At 72.6% G+C, this 16838-nt stretch carries 10 protein-coding genes; 7 read left to right on the top strand and 3 right to left on the bottom strand.

Annotated elements, in window-relative coordinates:
- Positions 1 to 94: 94 nt before the first annotated feature.
- Complete coding sequence (hrpA, locus tag F4562_RS26535; RefSeq protein WP_184544584.1) at positions 95 to 3967, top strand: ATP-dependent RNA helicase HrpA; 3873 nt, start codon at positions 95 to 97, stop codon at positions 3965 to 3967.
- Between the two features lie 30 nt (positions 3968 to 3997).
- Here hrpA and F4562_RS26540 read toward each other — a convergent pair whose 3' ends face one another.
- Positions 3998 to 4600 (bottom strand): Uma2 family endonuclease, encoded by a 603-nt coding sequence (locus F4562_RS26540; protein WP_184544586.1) that lies wholly within the window; start codon positions 4598 to 4600, stop codon positions 3998 to 4000.
- Between the two features lie 241 nt (positions 4601 to 4841).
- Between F4562_RS26540 and F4562_RS26545 the strand changes: the two genes are divergently transcribed.
- From F4562_RS26545 to F4562_RS26565, 6 genes are all read left to right on the top strand, one after another.
- Complete coding sequence (locus F4562_RS26545; protein WP_184544588.1) at positions 4842 to 5498, top strand: HAD family hydrolase; 657 nt, start codon at positions 4842 to 4844, stop codon at positions 5496 to 5498.
- A 440-nt stretch (positions 5499 to 5938) separates the two neighbouring features.
- The gene (lanL, locus tag F4562_RS26550) at positions 5939 to 8812 is read left to right on the top strand and encodes a class IV lanthionine synthetase LanL (RefSeq protein WP_184544590.1); all 2874 of its coding nucleotides are present in this window, start codon (positions 5939 to 5941) and stop codon (positions 8810 to 8812) included.
- Entirely contained in the window at positions 8809 to 10656 is a 1848-nt protein-coding gene (locus tag F4562_RS26555; protein ID WP_184544592.1) for an alpha/beta hydrolase family protein, read from the top strand. Before lanL ends, F4562_RS26555 begins: the two co-directional genes overlap by 4 nt.
- 120 nt (positions 10657 to 10776) lie before the next feature.
- Positions 10777 to 10908, top strand: a complete 132-nt coding sequence (locus F4562_RS34320) for an ALQxL family class IV lanthipeptide (protein WP_221207455.1) — start codon at positions 10777 to 10779, stop codon at positions 10906 to 10908.
- Positions 10909 to 11141: 233 nt separating this feature from the next.
- Entirely contained in the window at positions 11142 to 12845 is a 1704-nt protein-coding gene (locus F4562_RS26560) for an ABC transporter ATP-binding protein (RefSeq protein WP_311734137.1), read from the top strand.
- A complete protein-coding gene (locus F4562_RS26565) occupies positions 12827 to 14842 on the top strand; it encodes an ATP-binding cassette domain-containing protein (protein ID WP_184544594.1) in 2016 nt (671 codons plus the stop codon). The genes F4562_RS26560 and F4562_RS26565 overlap by 19 nt, the downstream gene beginning before the upstream one ends.
- Positions 14843 to 14923: 81 nt before the next feature.
- Here the strand turns inward: F4562_RS26565 and F4562_RS26570 are convergent, their stop codons facing one another.
- Positions 14924 to 15679: a hypothetical protein gene (locus F4562_RS26570; protein ID WP_184544596.1), complete on the bottom strand. Its 756-nt coding sequence runs from the start codon at positions 15677 to 15679 to the stop codon at positions 14924 to 14926.
- Between the two features lie 811 nt (positions 15680 to 16490).
- Positions 16491 to 16607, bottom strand: a complete 117-nt coding sequence (locus F4562_RS36460) for an ALQxL family class IV lanthipeptide (protein ID WP_221207457.1) — start codon at positions 16605 to 16607, stop codon at positions 16491 to 16493.
- Positions 16608 to 16838: the final 231 nt, after the last annotated feature.

The following is a 16838-nucleotide window of genomic DNA, read 5'->3' on the forward strand; positions in this document are numbered from 1 at the left end:
GGGCGGCGGGATATTGGGATGCGCCGGCACGTTCTCCGGGGCAGCATGGACTGTTGGTCCCGGAGTTGGGGGCCGAAAGTATCCTGGGTCCAGTATGGGAACGCCTCCTTTGACATCTCCGCTCGCCGACCTGCACGCTCGTCTGCCCGACCTCACCGTCCGCGACGAGCGGCGGCTGCGCCGCAGGCTCGACGGTGCCCGCAAGGTCAGGAACCGCGCCGCGCAGCAGAAGATCGCCACGGAGATCGCCTCCGACATCGAGCGCGCCGAGCAGCGGGTCGCCGCACGCCGGGCCGGCGTGCCCGCGATCAGCTACCCGGAGGCGCTGCCGGTCAGCCAGCGCAAGGACGACATCCTGGAGGCGATCCGCGACAACCAGGTCGTGATCGTCGCCGGTGAGACCGGCTCCGGCAAGACCACGCAGCTGCCGAAGATCTGCCTGGAGCTGGGGCGGGGGGTGCGGGGCCTGATCGGGCACACCCAGCCCCGCCGCATCGCCGCCCGGACCGTCGCCGAGCGTGTCGCCGAGGAGCTCGACACCCCGCTGGGCGACGCCGTGGGCTACAAGGTCCGCTTCACCGACCAGGTGAGCGACGGCACGCTCGTCAAGGTCATGACGGACGGCATCCTGCTGGCCGAGCTGCAGAACGACCGCGACCTCGCCCAGTACGACACGCTGATCATCGACGAGGCGCACGAACGCAGCCTCAACATCGACTTCATCCTGGGCTACCTCAAACAGCTGCTCCCGCGCCGCCCCGACCTGAAGGTCGTCATCACCTCGGCGACCATCGACCCCGAGCGCTTCTCCGAGCACTTCGGCGGTGCCCCCATCGTGGAGGTCTCCGGCCGGACGTACCCGGTCGAGGTGCGCTACCGGCCGGTCGCCGAGGACGACGACCAGATCCAGGCGATCAGCGACGCCGTCGACGAGCTGTGCGCCGAGGGCCCCGGCGACATCCTGGTCTTCCTCAGCGGAGAACGGGAGATCCGCGACACCGCCGACGCGCTGTCCAAGCGCAAGGACGCCGAGATCCTCCCGCTGTACGCGCGGTTGTCGGCCGCCGAGCAGCACAGGGTCTTCCAGCGGCACACCGGCCGCCGGGTCGTGCTGGCCACCAACGTGGCCGAGACCTCGCTGACCGTGCCCGGCATCAAATACGTCATCGACCCCGGCTTCGCCCGCATCTCGCGCTACAGCCACCGCACCAAGGTTCAGCGGCTGCCCATCGAGGCCATCTCCCAGGCGTCGGCCAACCAGCGCAAGGGCCGCTGCGGCCGCGTCTCCGAGGGCGTGTGCATCCGGCTGTACGAGGAGGACGACTTCCTCACCCGGCCGGAGTTCACCGACCCGGAGATCCTGCGCACCAACCTCGCCTCGGTCATCCTGCAGATGACCTCGATCGGCCTGGGCGACGTCGGGGCCTTCCCGTTCGTCGAGCCGCCGGACCAGCGCCAGGTCAAGGACGGCTACGACCTGCTCCAGGAGCTGGGCGCCTTCGACCAGGCCAGGCAGATGACCCCGCTGGGCCGCAAGCTGGCCGGGCTCCCGGTCGACCCGCGCCTGGCCCGCATGGTGCTGGAGGCCGACCACAACGGGTGCGTGCGGGAGGTCATGGTCATCGCCGCCGCCCTGTCGATCCAGGATCCGCGTGAGCGTCCGGTCGACAAGCAGCAGGCGGCCGACGAGAAGCACCGCCGCTTCGCCGACAAGGAGTCCGACTTCCTGTCGTACCTGAACCTGTGGAACTACCTGCAGGAACAGCAGAAGGAGCTCTCCTCCAGCGCGTTCCGGCGGTTGTGCAAGGCCGAGTTCCTCAACTACCTGCGCGTCCGCGAATGGCAGGACGTCTACAGCCAGCTCCGGCAGATGTCGAAGTCGCTGGGCGTCACGCTCAACAGCGTCCCCGGCGACGAGCAGAAGATCCACGCCTCGCTGCTGTCGGGCCTGCTGTCCCACATCGGGGTCAAGGACATCGACCGCAAGACGACGAACGACGGCCCCCGCCGTCCCGTCACCGAGTACATCGGTGCCCGCAACGCCCGCTTCGCGATCTTCCCCGGGTCGGCGCTCGCCAAGAAGCAGCCGCTCTGGGTGATGTCCGCCGAGCTGGTGGAGACCTCCCGGCTCTGGGCCCGGGTCAACGCCAAGATCGAGCCCGAATGGGTCGAGCCGCTCGCCCAGCACCTCGTCAAACGCACCTACTCCGAACCCCACTGGGAACGCAAGCAGGGTGCGGTGATGGGCTATGAGAAGGTCACCCTGTACGGGGTGCCGATCGTGGTCCAGCGCAAGGTCAACTACGGCCGCATCGACCCGGAGCTGAGCCGGGAGCTGTTCATCCGGCACGCCCTGGTCGAGGGCGACTGGGAGACCCACCACGCGTTCTTCAAGGAGAACCGCAGGCTGCTCGAAGAGGTCGAGGAACTGGAGGAGCGGGCCCGCCGCCGCGACATCCTCGTCGACGACGAGACGCTCTTCGACTTCTACGACCAGCGGATCCCGGCGGACGTCGTCTCCGGGCGCCACTTCGACTCCTGGTGGAAGAAGGCCAGGCAGGAGTCGCCCGACCTGCTGAGCTTCGAGAAATCGATGCTGATCAGCGAGTCGGCGGGCGACGTCAGCCACCGCGACTACCCCGACGTGTGGCGGCAGGGCGGCCTGCGCTTCCCGCTGACGTACCAGTTCGAACCCGGCACCGACGCCGACGGTGTCACCGCGCACATCCCGCTCTCGCTGCTCAACCAGGTCAACGTCGAGGGCTTCGACTGGCAGATCCCCGGCCTGCGTGAGGAACTGCTCACCGCGCTGATCCGCAGCCTGCCCAAGAACATCCGGCGCAACTTCGTGCCCGCCCCCAACTTCGCCAAGCAGGTCCTCCAGCGGGCCCAGCCCACCCAGGAGCCGCTGCTGGCGGTGCTGGAGCGTGAGCTGCTCAACCTCACCGGCGTCCAGGTGCCGCGCGAGGCGTGGCAGCCCGACCTGGTCCCCGACCACCTGAAGATCACCTTCCGGGTCGTCGACGGACGCAAGCACAAGCTGGCCGAGAGCAAGGACCTGGCCGAGCTCAAACGGCGGCTCGCCCCCAAGCTCCGCCAGACCCTCTCCCGGGCCGCCGACGGGCTGGAGAGGTCCGGCCTCACCTCGTGGAGTCTGGGGGAGCTGCCCAAGACGTTCGAGCAGCGCCGGATGAAGGCGTACCCGGCTCTCGTCGACGAGGGGTCCTCGGTGGCCGTGCGGATGTACGAGACCGAGGCGGAGCAGCGCCGGGCCATGTGGGAGGGCACCCGCAGGCTGCTGCTGCTCAACATCCCGTCCCCGGCCAAGTGGGTGCTCGGCCGCCTGGGCAACCAGTCGAAGCTCGCGCTGAGCCGCAGCCCGCACGCCGGGGCCGTCGCCCTGTTCGACGACTGCATCGCCTGCGCCGCCGACAAGCTCATCACCGACTACGGCGGGCCGGTCTGGGACGGCCCCGCCTTCACCGCCCTGCACGACAAGGTCCGTGCCGAGCTGTTCGACACCACCGCGGAGGTGGTCTCCCGGGTCGAGGACATCCTCAAGGTCTGGCACACCGTCTCGACCCTGCTGGCCGACGCGCGCTCCACCCCCGCGATCGAGGACGTCCGCGACCAGGTCGGCAACCTCGTCTACCCGGGGTTCGTCACCGAGACCGGTCACCGGCGCCTGCCCGACCTGCTCCGCTACCTCAAGGGGGTCGAACGGCGGCTGGAGAAGATCGCCGACGACCCGTTCCGCGACGGGGAGCGGATGCGCACGATCCACGACATCGAGGACGACTATCACGAGCTGGTCGAGAAACTCCCCCCGGCCCGGCGCTCCGGCGACGACGTCAAGGAGATCCGCTGGATGATCGAGGAGCTCAGGGTCAGCTTCTTCGCCCAGACCCTCGGCACCCCGTACTCGATCTCCGAGAAGCGCATCCGCAAGGCCATGGAGCGGCTCTGAGCCCGTCGGGGCTTCACCGGGCAGGCGAACCTACAGGAAGATCGAGGTGTCCAGGTCGAAGTCGACGGGGGAGGGAAGGCGGAGGGGCTTGCCCGCCTCGGTCCGGGTCGTGGTCCGGTACTCGCCGTCCTCGGGGTCGCTGAAGACGGTCACGGCCGCTGGGGAGGCGACGGGGTCGATCAGGAGCATGACCGGGATGCGGCACCCCGCGTAGAGCCTGGGCTTGGTGACGCGGTCCATCTCCTGGCTGCCGGGTGAGACGACCTCGGCCACCATGATCAACGCGGAGGAGAGGATCTCCCGGTCGCCCCAGAGCGGGGCGTTCAGGGGGAGCAGGCAGTAGTCGGGGACCACGGTGTCGCGTGGCCCCTCGATGCAGATGTCGACATTTCCGGTAAAGCTTTCCCAGCCATTCTCCTCCAGGAGGGGAAGCAGGGCGAAGGCAAGGCGCATGGCCACGCGGCCGTGCTGGGGAAGGCCTGAAGGACTCACTATGAGGTTCCCGTCGATGATCTCGGCGCGAAGGCGCGGGTTGGGGGGGAGGGACTCGAAGATCTCTCTCGGTGTGCGCGGTAGCGAGCGGTCGTCTGCGGCGGTGTGCTGAGCGGAGCGTTCTGGCGCTGTCATCACCATCGACCCGTGTCCCTTCGTGTCCACGTAAGTACTCTCAGTGTTCCACGGGGTTCCACTGTTCGACGCGGAAATGCGCGGTGGTTATGGATCACCGCCGGAGGCCGGTGGCTCCCCCGTCATGCGGTGGCGCGTCACCCCGCGTGGCACCGCTCCGCGTGACGCCGCCCCGCGTGATGCCGTCCCGGGGGTGCCGGACTACGATCGGTGGGCTCGCACTCGGGGTGTGGAGGGGGAGGGAAGCGTGGTCCGGACGCTGGTGTTCGACGTGGGCGAGACGCTGATCGACGAGACGCGGATCTGGTCGCGCTGGGCCGACCGGCTGGGCGTCCCCCGGTTCACCATGCTCGGCGTCCTCGGCGGCATGGCGGCCCTCGGTCAGTCGTTCGAGGAGGCGTTCCAGCTGCTCAGGCCCGGTTTCGACGTCGAGGCGGAGCAGGAGGCGTGGAAGCGCGACGATCCGGACGGGCTCCGGGTGAACTTCGACGCCGACGATCTCTACCCGGACGTGCGGCCCTGCCTGGCCGCGCTGCGGGACCTCGGCTACGAGCTGGTCATCGCGGGCAACCAGCCGCCGCAGGCCTACGACGCGCTCGCCGCGATGGACCTGCCCGTCGACGCGATCCACACCTCGGACGGCTGGGGGGTGGCCAAGCCCGCCCCCGCGTTCTTCGCCAGGGTCGTCGAGGTGACGGGGCGGGAACCCGGCGACATCCTCTACGTGGGCGACCGGCTCGACAACGACGTCCTTCCCGCGCGCGCGGCGGGCATGCGCACCGCTCTGATCCGCCGGGGTCCCTGGGGGTACCTCCACGCGCTCCGGCCCGAGGCCGCCGGCGCCGACCACGTCGTCGACGGTCTCGACGACCTGGTGTCCGTTCTCGGCGTCACGAAGGTCTGACCGGCCCGATCCGGCGGTCCGCCGAAGCGGTCCGGGCGTTCCAAGCCGGCGGCCGCCGTCACCGGGGCGGGCTCTTCCCTCTCCGGTGACGGCCTGCTCATCCCTCCGGCGGCGCCTGCGTGATCGCTGTCGCGGCGAAGCCGCGCCGGCCGTCGCCACCAGGAGCGATGACGCGTCAACGGCCCCTCCGAAAACGGGGTTCCTAGCACGCCGCAAGCCGCCGGTTCCCCGGCCCCTAGAGAATCCTGGCAGGTCGCTAGAGGTTGCGTTGATTCTGTGTGCGGATCGAGATCACGCCGGAAAACCTCCTGCGGATCACGGTTCCAGGTGTGGGCCGTCCCGAAGGGCCGGAGGCGATTCGACTGATCGCCCGGTGCCCCGGTTCGGCGCGGGCCGGTGTCGGGCACAGGAAAGGGCTTCGGGACGTGGGTGTACGGAGTGTGGAAGAGCGCGAGTGGCACGGCGTGAACCGTCACCTGCTGGAGGACATCGCCCGCACGACCCTGCAACGGGTGGCGAGCCGGGAGAGCGCTGACACGGACGGGGAAGGCGACACGGACGGGGACGCGGTGTCCGGCGGTGACGGGCCGGTCTCCTCCGGAAGGGAGATCACCGCCGGCTGGGAGATCCGTCCCGGCACTCCGTGGACGTACGTGACCCCGCCGGACGCGGTGAGGCGGGCCCAGGGCTGGAAACTCCACGTCTCGGCGACGCCGCTGTCGGCGCCGGTGGTGCTGGCGCGGGCGGCCGAAGTGCTGGTCCGCCGCCGGTGCCCGTTCAAGTTCGCCGCCACCCTGAACGACCTCGGCGGGCTCGTCTCGCGCGTCCAGGACCGCGGGTCGGTGGGCAAGTTCATCACCGTCTACCCGCCCGACGACGAGACCGCGGTGGCGCTGGCCGAGGAGCTGCATCAGGCCACCTATGGGCTGCCCGGCCCGCCGATCCTGTCCGACCGCGTCTACAAGCCCGGCAGCCTGGTGCACTACCGGTTCGGGGTGTTCTCCGCCCCCAGCGAACTGGACAACGACGGCTCCTACGCCTCGCGGCTGACCGCGCCGGACGGCACCCGGGTGAGCGACGAGCGCAACGCCTGGTACACCCCGCCGGCCTGGGCACCCTGCCCGTTCGAGTCGGGGCAGGCCCCGGCGCGCACGGTCGCGCCGCAGGCGGTGCTGCTGGCCGACCGGTTCGTGGTCCGCCAGGCGATCCGGCACGGCGCCAAGGGCGGGGTGTTCCTGGCCGAGGACCAGGTGACCGGCGCCGAGGTGGTGATCAAGCGGGCCCGCCCGCACCTGGACGCCGCCCTGGACGGCCGGGACGGACGCGACCTGCTGCGCCACGAGGCCCGCATGCTGGAGACCTTCGCCCCCCTGGGGGTCACCGCGGCCAAGGTGGCGCTGTTCGAGACCGACGGCAACGTGTTCCTGGCGCAGGAGCACCTGGCCGGGACCGTGCTCGGCAACTGGGTCGGCGAGCGGCGGCCCATCCGGGCGGACCGGCACTGGCACGGTGCGGTGACGGGCCTGGCGCGGCGGTTGACCGCGCTGGTGGCGGCGGTGCACGAGCAGGGGTACGTGCTGCGGGATCTGACGCCGAACAACGTCATCGTCACCGCCGACGACGACTGCCGGCTGATCGACCTGGAGATGGCCACCAGGCCCGGTGTCGCGGTGTCGCGGGCCTTCACCCCCGGATACGCCCCGCCCGAGCAGACGCGCAGCGCCGTTCACGCACCGGCGCCCGGCGCGGAGGCCGATCTGTACGCGCTGGGGGCCACGGTGTTCTACCTGGCCACCGGGTGCCATCCGATGCTGGCCGAGGACCGGCCGGACGGGACGCGATCGTGGGATTCGCGGGTGCGCACGCTGGTGAGCGTGGCCGCCGAGGGTGATCCGGTGGCCACCGCGCTGGCACCGATGATCCTGGGGCTGATGCGGGAGGATCCCGCTCGGCGCTGGGAGCTGCGGCGGGTGCGGGAGTTCCTGGACGGCGTGGCCGCCGGGCCCCCGGCCTCCCTCGCCGCCGCGGACGGTTACCGCCTGGGCCCGGACGAGCGGGATCGCCTGTTGCGGGACGGGCTCACCCACGTGTTGCGGACGATGTCGCGGGCCGCGCTCGCCGACCCCTCGGCGCGGGGGACGTTGTGGCCCGTGCAAGGGTTCGGCGCGACCGCCGACCCGTGCGCGGTCCAGCACGGCTCGGCCGGGGTGCTCACGCTGTTCGCCTCGCTGGTGCGGCCGGCGGGATCCACCCCACCGGAAACGGACCTCCCGCAGGAGTCGCGCGCCGATCTGGTGGCGGGTCTGCGGGACGTGGCGGGCTGGACGGCGCGTCGCGTGGCCGATGAGCACCGGCCGTCACCGGGGCTGTACTTCGGCCGGGCCGGCATCGCCTGGGCCCTGTACGAGGCCGGCCGCGCGCTCGACGACACGGCTCTGCGCACCGCGGGCGTCGAGCTGGCGCTGGAACTGCCGACGAGCTGGCCGAATCCCGACGTGTGCCACGGTCTGGCCGGGACGGAACTGGCGCTGCTGCACTTCTGGCGGGCCACCGGTGACGCCCGCTTCCGCGAACGGGCCGGGGCGTGCGCCGACGAGCTGCTGAAGGCCGCCCAGCGCACTCCGGAGACGGTGCTGTGGCCCGTCCCCGCCGATTTCGACTCCGCGCTGGCGGGGGTGGTGCATTACGGCTTCGCGCACGGCGTCGCCGGGATCGGCGCCGCCCTGCTGGCCGCGGGCGTCGCGTTGGACCGCGACGACTGCCTGGAGACCGCGCTGGCCGCCGGTGACACCCTGCTGGACGCCGCCGAGTACCGCGACGGCGGCGCCGCCTGGTGGGCGGACGGGCCGGCGGGCAAGGCCCGGATGCCGCACTGGTGCAGCGGCTCCTCCGGGGTCGGCACGTTCCTGGTCCGGCTGTACGCGGCCACCGGCGACCCGCGGTTCCGGGAGGCGGCCGAGGCCGCCGCGATCACCGTGCACGCACACCGTCTGGGCTCGGGCACCGCGGCCTGCCACGGACTGGCCGGTGACGGGCAGTTCCTGCTGGACATGGCCGACCTGCTGGGCGAGCCGGTCTACCGGGAACAGGCCACGGAACTGGCGGCCCTCCTGTGGGCACGCGCGGTGGTCCGCGACGGGCTGCTGGTGGTGCCGGACGAGAACGGCACCGAGACGGCCGTCGGCTGGAACACCGGCCTGGCCGGGGTGCTGGACTTCCTGCACCGGCTGCGCCACGGCGGACCACGCTCCTGGATGGCCGAGACGCACGACGGCGACCACATGGGTGCCCCGGCCGCCGGAGCGGCGCGATGAGTCCCGTCACGGCCCCGGGCACGGTGAGCCCACGCCCCTCCCCGATGGGAACCGGGCACCCCGAGTTCGTCCGGCGGATCAACGTCCGCTTCTCCGGCCGTGGCCGGTACGCCTCCTGCCTGGCCGGTCGCGGCCCGCACCTTCTCGCCCCGGAACTGTGGGACCTCACCGGGGGCACACCCCGGCCCCGGATCCTGCCCACCCACGATGGTGAGAGCCCGTGGACGACGCCTCTCCCCACCGACGACGGCCGCCTGCTGCTGCTGCGCCACCTGGACGGAGGCATCCACCAGCTGGTCGTGGCCGTCCCCGGGCCGGACGCAGACGGTGACGGGGGCGTCGAGGAGCACCGGCTGGCCGCCGTACGCGGCGGCGAGCTGACACTCGCCGCCGGGCCGGCGCGGGGAACGGCCGCCGTGGCCTTCAGGACCGGCGCCGACCAGGTCACCGCTGTCTGGCGCCTGTCCGGGCACCTCGAACCGCCCGAGGTCGCCGCCGAGGTGCCCGGTCCGGTCACCGGCAGAATCTGGCTGGACGAGACCGGTGACCGCCTGGCGCTGACCGGCCGTGGGCCGGAGGCCGCCACCATGGTCCTGGACCTGGCGCGGGGCACCGTCACCCCACTGCGCGGGCCGGCCGCCGGTGAACACCTGCTGGCCGCCGCGCCTCGCACCGGGGTGCTGCTCACCGTCGCGACGCGCGACGGCGCCCATCGGCTCGGGGTCCGGCACCGCGACGACGAGGGCCCCACCGTCTTCCCCGCGCGGCTGAACGCGATCGAGGGCACCGTGGCGCCGCTGGCGCTGGACCCCGCCGGGCGGCGCCTGGCCCTGTCGGTCACCCGCGGCACCCGCTGCCATCTGCTCGTCCACGACCTGGCCGACGACACCATCACCGAGATCGACCTGGCGGCCGGGGTGCTGTACCCGGTCGCGCGCTGGAACGCGACCGGCCTGCACCTGGTGCACAGCACACCGGATCACCCACTGGGGGTGATCACCCTCGCCGGTCCGGTCCGGCCCGGTGTCCCGCTCGCTCCCGGCCGCTCTCCGGCAGGGTGGGCACCGGCCCGCGCGCACACCTTCGACGGCCCGGCCGGAGACATCGAAGCCGTCGTCTACGGCGACCCCGCGACCAGCCCACAGGTGGTGCTGGCCCTGCACGGCGGCCCCGACGCCGCCTGGCAGCTCGGCTTCGACCCGCTGTTCCAGCGTCTGGCCGCGGCCGGCATCGCGGTGGTGGCACCCAACCAGCGAGGCAGCACCGGCTATGGAACCGCGCACCGTGACGCCATCCGCGGCGCCTGGGGCGGCCCGGACCTGGACGACGTGCTGCACCTGGGTCGCACCCTGACCGCGACACGTGGGCCCGGCCGCGAGCGGCCGGCACTGTACGGCGTCAGCTACGGCGCGCACCTGGCGCTGCTGGCCGCGGCCGCGCAGGCCGGCCTGTGGTCGCGCGCCGCGGTGGTCGCCCCGTTCCTGTCCGGACCGGCGCTGTACGCCGACGGGCCGCAGTCGGTGCGCAACCTGATCGACCGGCTCGGCGGGTGCGCGGCCATCGACGACGAGCTCGGCCCCCGCGACCTGCTGCGCCTGGCACCCCGGATGCGGCTGCCGCTGCTGGTCGTGCACGGCGAACAGGACCTGATCATCCCGGTCGCCCACTCCCGGCGCCTGCGCGACCGGCTGCGCGCGAGCGGGCACCGCGACGGCGTCGACCTGACCTACCTGGAGGCCCCCGGCGGCCACGACCCGCTCTCGGAGGACGGCGGGCACCTCGTCCTCGACCGCGTCGTCGCCTTCCTGCACACCGGACCACCCGCACCGCCGGAACCCCGGTGATCTGATCTCCCGTCCCGGGTGCCCACCCGGGACGGGTCGCCTGAGGCCGCCGCGCACGGGGCTCGCCCCGCGCATGGCCGGCGGTCTCACACCACCCGGTTACAAGAAAGGAAGAACACCATGGAACTCGACATCAACACCCTGGACATGCTCCCCGCCACCGAGGAGACCAAGCTCCAGGTCTGTGACATGACCTGCGGTCTGCACACCGGCACCTGCAGCGGCCAGACCATGTGCCACCGGACTTTCTGAGAGATCACCGGTCTCCGCGCCCGGCCGTCCGCTGAGAGACGGCCGGCCGGGCGTGGCCCGAGCACGTGAGTGTGCCCTCCTCGTCCCACGGGGGAGGGCACACTCACGCCTTCCGCCCCGGACGGCCGCCGTGGCGCCCGCCCACTCCCCGGAGGGAGACGATGTCAGACCCCGTGGCAGACCTGCCGGACGCCTCAGCGAGACACAGGAACGGTGACCGTCTTCTCCGTTCCGTGGTGCGCGGCGTGTGGGCACCGCTGACCGTGACGGCCGTCGGCACGATCGTCGCGACCGCCACGGCACTGGCGCTGCCGGCGGTCCTGGCCGCCGCCGTGGACGCGGTGCTGGCGGGCGAGCCCGCGTACGGCACGGTCGCGGCACTGGTCCTCGTCCTGGCCCTGGCCGCGGGGGCCGAGGTCGTCTCGGTGGTGGCCGGTGCGACGTCCGCCGCGTCCGCCACGCAAGCCCTGCGCCTGCGCCTCACCACCCGTGTGCTCTCGCTCGACGTCGCCCGGGCCCGCGGGCTGCCGGCCGGAGAGCTGGTCAACCGCCTGGTGAGCAACACCACCACGGTGGGATACGTGCCGGTGACGTTGCTGCACGCCATGACCGGGATCCTCACCTCCATCGGAGGTCTCGCCGCGCTTTTCGTCATCGACTGGCGGGTGGGGGCGGCGTTTCTGGCCGGCGTGCCCGTCGCGCTCGTCGTCCTGCGCCTGTTCGTCAGCCGGGTGTCGGATCTGTACGACCGCTACCAGGACGCCCAGGGGCGTCTGGCCGCACGCCTGACCGACACCCTGGCCGGCATCCGCACCGTGCGGGCCTCGGGCACCGCCGACCGGGAGATCACCCGGGTGCTCGCCCCGCTGCCGGAGCTGTCGGCCGCCGGGCACTCCCTGTGGCGGGTGCAGGCCCGCAGCGTGTGGCAGATCTCCCTGCTGCTGCCGCTCATCGAGGTGAGCGTGCTCGCCGTGGCCGGGATCGGGGTGGCGGACGGTCGCCTGGAGCCCGGACAGCTCATGGCCGTGGCCGGCTACACCGCGCTGGCGCTGATCTTCGTCGAGCAGAGCGACACGCTCCTGGGCGTGGCGCACGCCCGCTCCGCGGCCCGGCGGGTGGTCGAGGTGCTCGCCCTGCCCGCCATGACGCCCGGAACCCGTCCGCCGGCCGACGGTCCCGGCACGCTGTCGTTCCGCGGGGTCACCGTGGCGGGAGACGGCGCCCCGTTGCTGGACGACGTCGATCTGGAGATCCCCGCCGGAACGCTGACCGCCGTCGTCGGGCACTCCGGCGTGGGCAAGAGCACGCTGGCGCTGCTGGCCGGACGCCTGATCGACCCCGACCGCGGGCAGGTGCTGCTCGACGGCCTGCCCCTGGCGGAACTGGCCCCCGACGCGCTGCGCGGCGCCGTCGCCTACGCCTTCGAACGTCCGGTGCTGCTGGGCGACGACCTGACCTCGGCCATCGCCTACGGCCTTCCCGACACCGGGCACGACGCCGTGCGGGAGGCGGCGCGCGCCGCCCGCATCGACGACGTCGTGCGACGTCTCCCCGCGGGGTACGCCACCCCGCCGCACGCCGCCCCGCTGTCGGGCGGTGAGATCCAGCGGCTGGGCCTGGCCCGTGCCCTGGTCCGGCGGGCCCGGCTGACCGTGCTCGACGACGCCACCTCCAGCCTCGACACCGCGACCGAAGCCCAGGTGACCCACGCGCTGGTGGAAGGCATGCGCGGACGCACCCGGCTGCTCGTCGCCCACCGCGCGGCCACCGCCGCCCGCGCCGACCTGGTGGTCTGGCTCGACGGCGGCCGGGTACGCGCCCACGGCACCCACCGGGAGCTCTGGCGCGATCCGGACTACCGGGCCCTGTTCGCCGCCGGGACCGAGCCCGCCGTCCGGACGTCCCCCGAGGAGGAACCATGCCCCGCCGGCCCGTGACCCGCCCGCGGTCCGGGCAGGCGGCCGGGCGGAGGGCCGGAATCTTCCGCGCCGGCGCGGCGGGGCCGTCGCGCGCACGCGACCGATTCCCGGCCGGTGACGGGCCGCGCCTGCTGCTGGGCCTGCTGCGTCCCCGTCGCCGGGCCCTGGCCGTGGCCGCCGTGTGGTCCCTGATCGAAGGACTGCCGAGCCTGCTGTCCGGGTGGCTCATCGCCATGGCCCTGGACCACGGCTTCCTCACCGGACGGCCCGGCGCCGGCCTGGCCTGGCTCGGCGTGCTGGGTCTCGGCATGGTCGTCCGGGCTGTGGCGACGCGGGCGATGTTCCCCCACCTGGCCGCGGTGGTCGAGCCGCTCCGTGACGATCTGGTGACGGCCGTCGTCACCACCGTCGTCACCCGTGCCGCCGACGGTGCCGAACCGCCCGACACCGCCGCCGTCACCCGCCTCACCGCTCAGGTGGAGGCCGTGCGCAACCTGGTGTCGGCACTGCTGCGCAGCACCCGTGCCCTGGGCGTCTCCCTGCTCGCCGCGCTCACCGGACTGCTGGTGCTGTCGCCGGTGGCGGCGGTCCTGGCCGTGGTGCCCCTGGCGGTGGCGGTGCTGGTGTTCGTCCGGCTACTGCGCGTGCTCGTGGTGCGCCAACGCGCGCTCATCCTCGCGGAGGAGACGCTGACCGTCCGGACCGGCCCGATCCTGGCGGGACTGCGCGACATCGCCGCCTGCGGGGCGGACCGGCAGGCTCACGCGACGGTGCGGGCCGCGGTGGCGGCGCAGGCGGCGGCCATGCGGTCGCTGGCCTGGGCAGGGGCCGGGCGGCGGCTGGTCGTCCTGCTCGGCGCGCAGCTCCCTCTGGTCGGCCTGCTGGTCGCAGCCCCGTTCCTGGTGCGTGAAGGGCATCTGAGTGCCGGGGAGGTCGTCGGGGTGGCGACCTACCTGGTCACCGGTCTCGATCCGGCCCTGCGCGCGCTCGTCGGGGTCGCCGGGACCTGGGGCGTCACCCTCGCCGTGACCCTGAGCAGGCTCGCGGAGACGATCACCCCGTCACCCGCGCTCTCGTCCGGATCGTCCACGGTGGCCGCCCCGACATCCGGGCCCCCACCTGGATCGTCCGCCGTGGCCGCTCCGTCGCTTCCGACCGGCGCCGCGATCCCGCCCTGCCCGGCGTCCCACCCGGTCACGGCCCCGGCCGGTCACCGGTTGCGCACCCGGGGCCTGAGCTTCGCCTACGCGCCGCAGGCCACCCCGGTCGTACGCGATCTGGATCTCACCGTCGCCGAAGGCGAGCATCTGGCCGTGGTCGGCCCCAGCGGCATCGGCAAATCCACCCTGTCCTTGCTGCTGACCGGGCTCCGGCGTCCCACCGGCGGCCGGATATGGCTGGGTGATCTTCCGCTCCACGCGGTGTCTAGCCGTCATCTGCGGCGGGTGACGGCGCTGGTGCCGCAGGAGGCGTACGTGTTCGCCGGTACGGTGAGGGAGAACCTCGCCTACCTCTGTCCCGACGCCGACGCCGACGCCGACGCCGACGCCGACGCTGACGTCGATGCCGACGGCGCCGAGGCCGGGGCCCGGTTGCTCGAAGCCGCGCACGCGGTGGGCGCCGGCCCGCTCGTCGAGCGGCTCGGCGGGCTCCAGGCCACGATCGAGAATCCCGGAGCCCTCTCCGCGGGGGAGCGGCAGCTCATCGCGCTGGCCCGGGTCCACGCCTCGCCCGCGCGCGTCGTGGTCCTGGACGAGGCCACCTGCCATCTCGACCCGGCCGCCGAACATCTGGCGGAGACGGCGTTCGCCGCCCGCGAGGGCACCCTCATCGTGATCGCCCACCGCATCAGCTCCGCGCTCAGGGCTCAGCGCGTCCTGCTGATGGACGGCACGCGCACGCTCACCGGAACGCATCAGGAGTTGCTGGCCCGCTCGCCCCTGTACGCCGACCTGGTCGGTCACTGGCACGACGACGGCGCGGAGCGGGAAGAGAGCCGGTCACCGGTCACGTGACCGTCCACCGCCGCATCGACCGCCGCCCGCTCCACCCGGCCCCGACGTCTCCGCGAGAGGTGATCGCCGTGCCCGGAGGTCTCACGTGTCGGCCTCGCCGGATCGCAGGTCCGCCTGGGCCAGTTCCCAGCACTCGGTCATGAGTGAGGCGTAGGCCGCGAGAGCGGTCTTACCTGTTTTGATCATGACGTCCAGTGTGGACGGGGAGGCGGTCAGGGCGGCGTCGACCTGCCGCCGTCTGAAGGCCGTGTAGTCGGCGCCGAACTCGACGCGTTCGGCCAGGAAGGCGTAGCAGGCCCGGTCGGCTCCGAAGATCCGCCGGCAGTTCGCGACCAGGGCGGGGCCGACCGTGACCGAGAGCCGCTCGACCTCGTACCAGATCGCCAGCTGGGCGAACGGGAGGGGGCCGGAGATCACATTCTCCCGGAGCCGGGTGTAGAACGCCACGCTGGCCGGTGGGGCCGTGGCCAGCAGGGCGTCGGTGTCGAGTGCCCCTGCCTCGCTGAAGCGCTCGGCCCACCAGGCCGCCGTGGCGCGGGCGTCGGCCAGCATCCGGCCGTACCCGGCCGCCGGGGCACGCGTCCTGGCCGGCTCCCGCGACCCGTCCGTGTCGGGCAGGCCGTGCTGTTCGTTCGCACCCGGCAGGCCGTGCTGCGCGGCCGGGGCGGAGATCCAGCGCTCGGCGTCATGCGTCATGTGGGCGCCGTAGGCGCTGTGGCGCAGCATCCATCGGACGAAGGACCGCTCGTCGCAGGAGGGGGAGAGCACCTGCGCCACCGCCGGGTCGTCGATGAGCCGCCGCCGGTCGGACTCCAGTGCCATTTCATACTGAGTCATTAGTTTCCCCATAATACCTCGTTTTGGTAATTTAATGGATAATGACATTTTTAATATGGCTTCCTGGTGGTTTTTCATGCGGTAGGCGTCCGGCCGGTTCCACGGAGAGACGGGGGGTCGGAACCCGTGGGTGCGGTGCCGGAATATGTGGATGCGGTGCCGAAACGCGCGATGGGATTCGTGGCGCCGAGCCGGGGTCTCCGCGTCTCAGGGAGGGTGGGACGGGACGGTTTCATCGCCCCGCAGTATCGTCAGGGCCGCTTGCGAATGACTTGGAGCGTTGCTCTAGTCGGGTTTCCCCGCCCGGAATGCCGGCGGATCGGTCGTGCCGAGGGGCCGGTGATCGATTGTGCCGGGGTGTCGGCGGATCGGTCGTGCCGGTTGGCTGGTCGGGCCGGTCGTGCCGGGAAAACCGGAGGGGACCGGAGCAGGCGGAGGTGCGCCGGGAAGCCCAGGGAGCCGGGGCGTGCCGCGTCCGGTGCCCCGACCATCCCCGGTGACGCACCCGCGGGCGACGGCGGCCCGGTGGACCATGGCGCCATGCGCCGTCACGCGCGGCCGGGTCACCGCAGGGCGGGCTCGCGTGACGGCGACGACCCGGCGCCGCCGTCACGCCTTCGCGTGGCCACGTCCTATGGCTCTGTCGTGCTTCGGACGGTCACGCCGCACGGCCATCGGAATGCCGCACGGCCATCGGAATGCCGCACGGCCACCGGAATGCCGCGCGGCCGACGGGATCCCGGAGGATGATCCGGGAATGCCCCCGTACCCGGGTATGCCGGTCCGATGACCGTGTTCACCGATGGCCCGGCTACCAGACGTAGGTCGTGACGCAGCGCGTCCAGTCGAAACACGTCCCGAAGCAGGGCTGCAACTGGCTCTCCTCGGAGGCCGGAAGCATGTCGAGGGCGGCGATGTCGATTTCCACGAGGTTCTCCTTCCTGAGACGGGGGGTGCCGGGGCACGTCCCCGGGCGCCGGCCGCCGTCCCCGGCCCGTCTCACTCCGGGCCGGAGGCACCGGCGGCCTTGACCTCCCAGGATCACCGGGACCGCTTGGAAGCGGCCTGCGGTCGTTAGGGACCGCTAGGACTGCGAACGGACCCCGTCCACCCCGCTGCCCCCGTATCGTCCGCGGGGCCGGGACGCACGCCCCGGCCG

The sequence above is a fragment of the Streptosporangium becharense genome, from assembly GCF_014204985.1.
GTDB classification, from domain to species: Bacteria; Actinomycetota; Actinomycetes; order Streptosporangiales; family Streptosporangiaceae; genus Streptosporangium; species Streptosporangium becharense.

Bases quoted from the DNA above. Each gene is read 5' to 3' on its own strand.
- hrpA (WP_184544584.1), top strand. From the start codon at position 95: ATGGGAACGCCTCCTTTGACATCTCCGCTCGCCGACCTGCACGCTCGT.
- F4562_RS34320 (WP_221207455.1), top strand. From the start codon at position 10,777: ATGGAACTCGACATCAACACCCTGGACATGCTCCCCGCCACCGAGGAG.
- F4562_RS26555 (WP_184544592.1), top strand. From the start codon at position 8,809: ATGAGTCCCGTCACGGCCCCGGGCACGGTGAGCCCACGCCCCTCCCCG.
- F4562_RS26570 (WP_184544596.1), bottom strand. From the start codon at position 15,679: ATGACTCAGTATGAAATGGCACTGGAGTCCGACCGGCGGCGGCTCATC.
- F4562_RS26565 (WP_184544594.1), top strand. From the start codon at position 12,827: ATGCCCCGCCGGCCCGTGACCCGCCCGCGGTCCGGGCAGGCGGCCGGG.
- F4562_RS26540 (WP_184544586.1), bottom strand. From the start codon at position 4,600: ATGGTGATGACAGCGCCAGAACGCTCCGCTCAGCACACCGCCGCAGAC.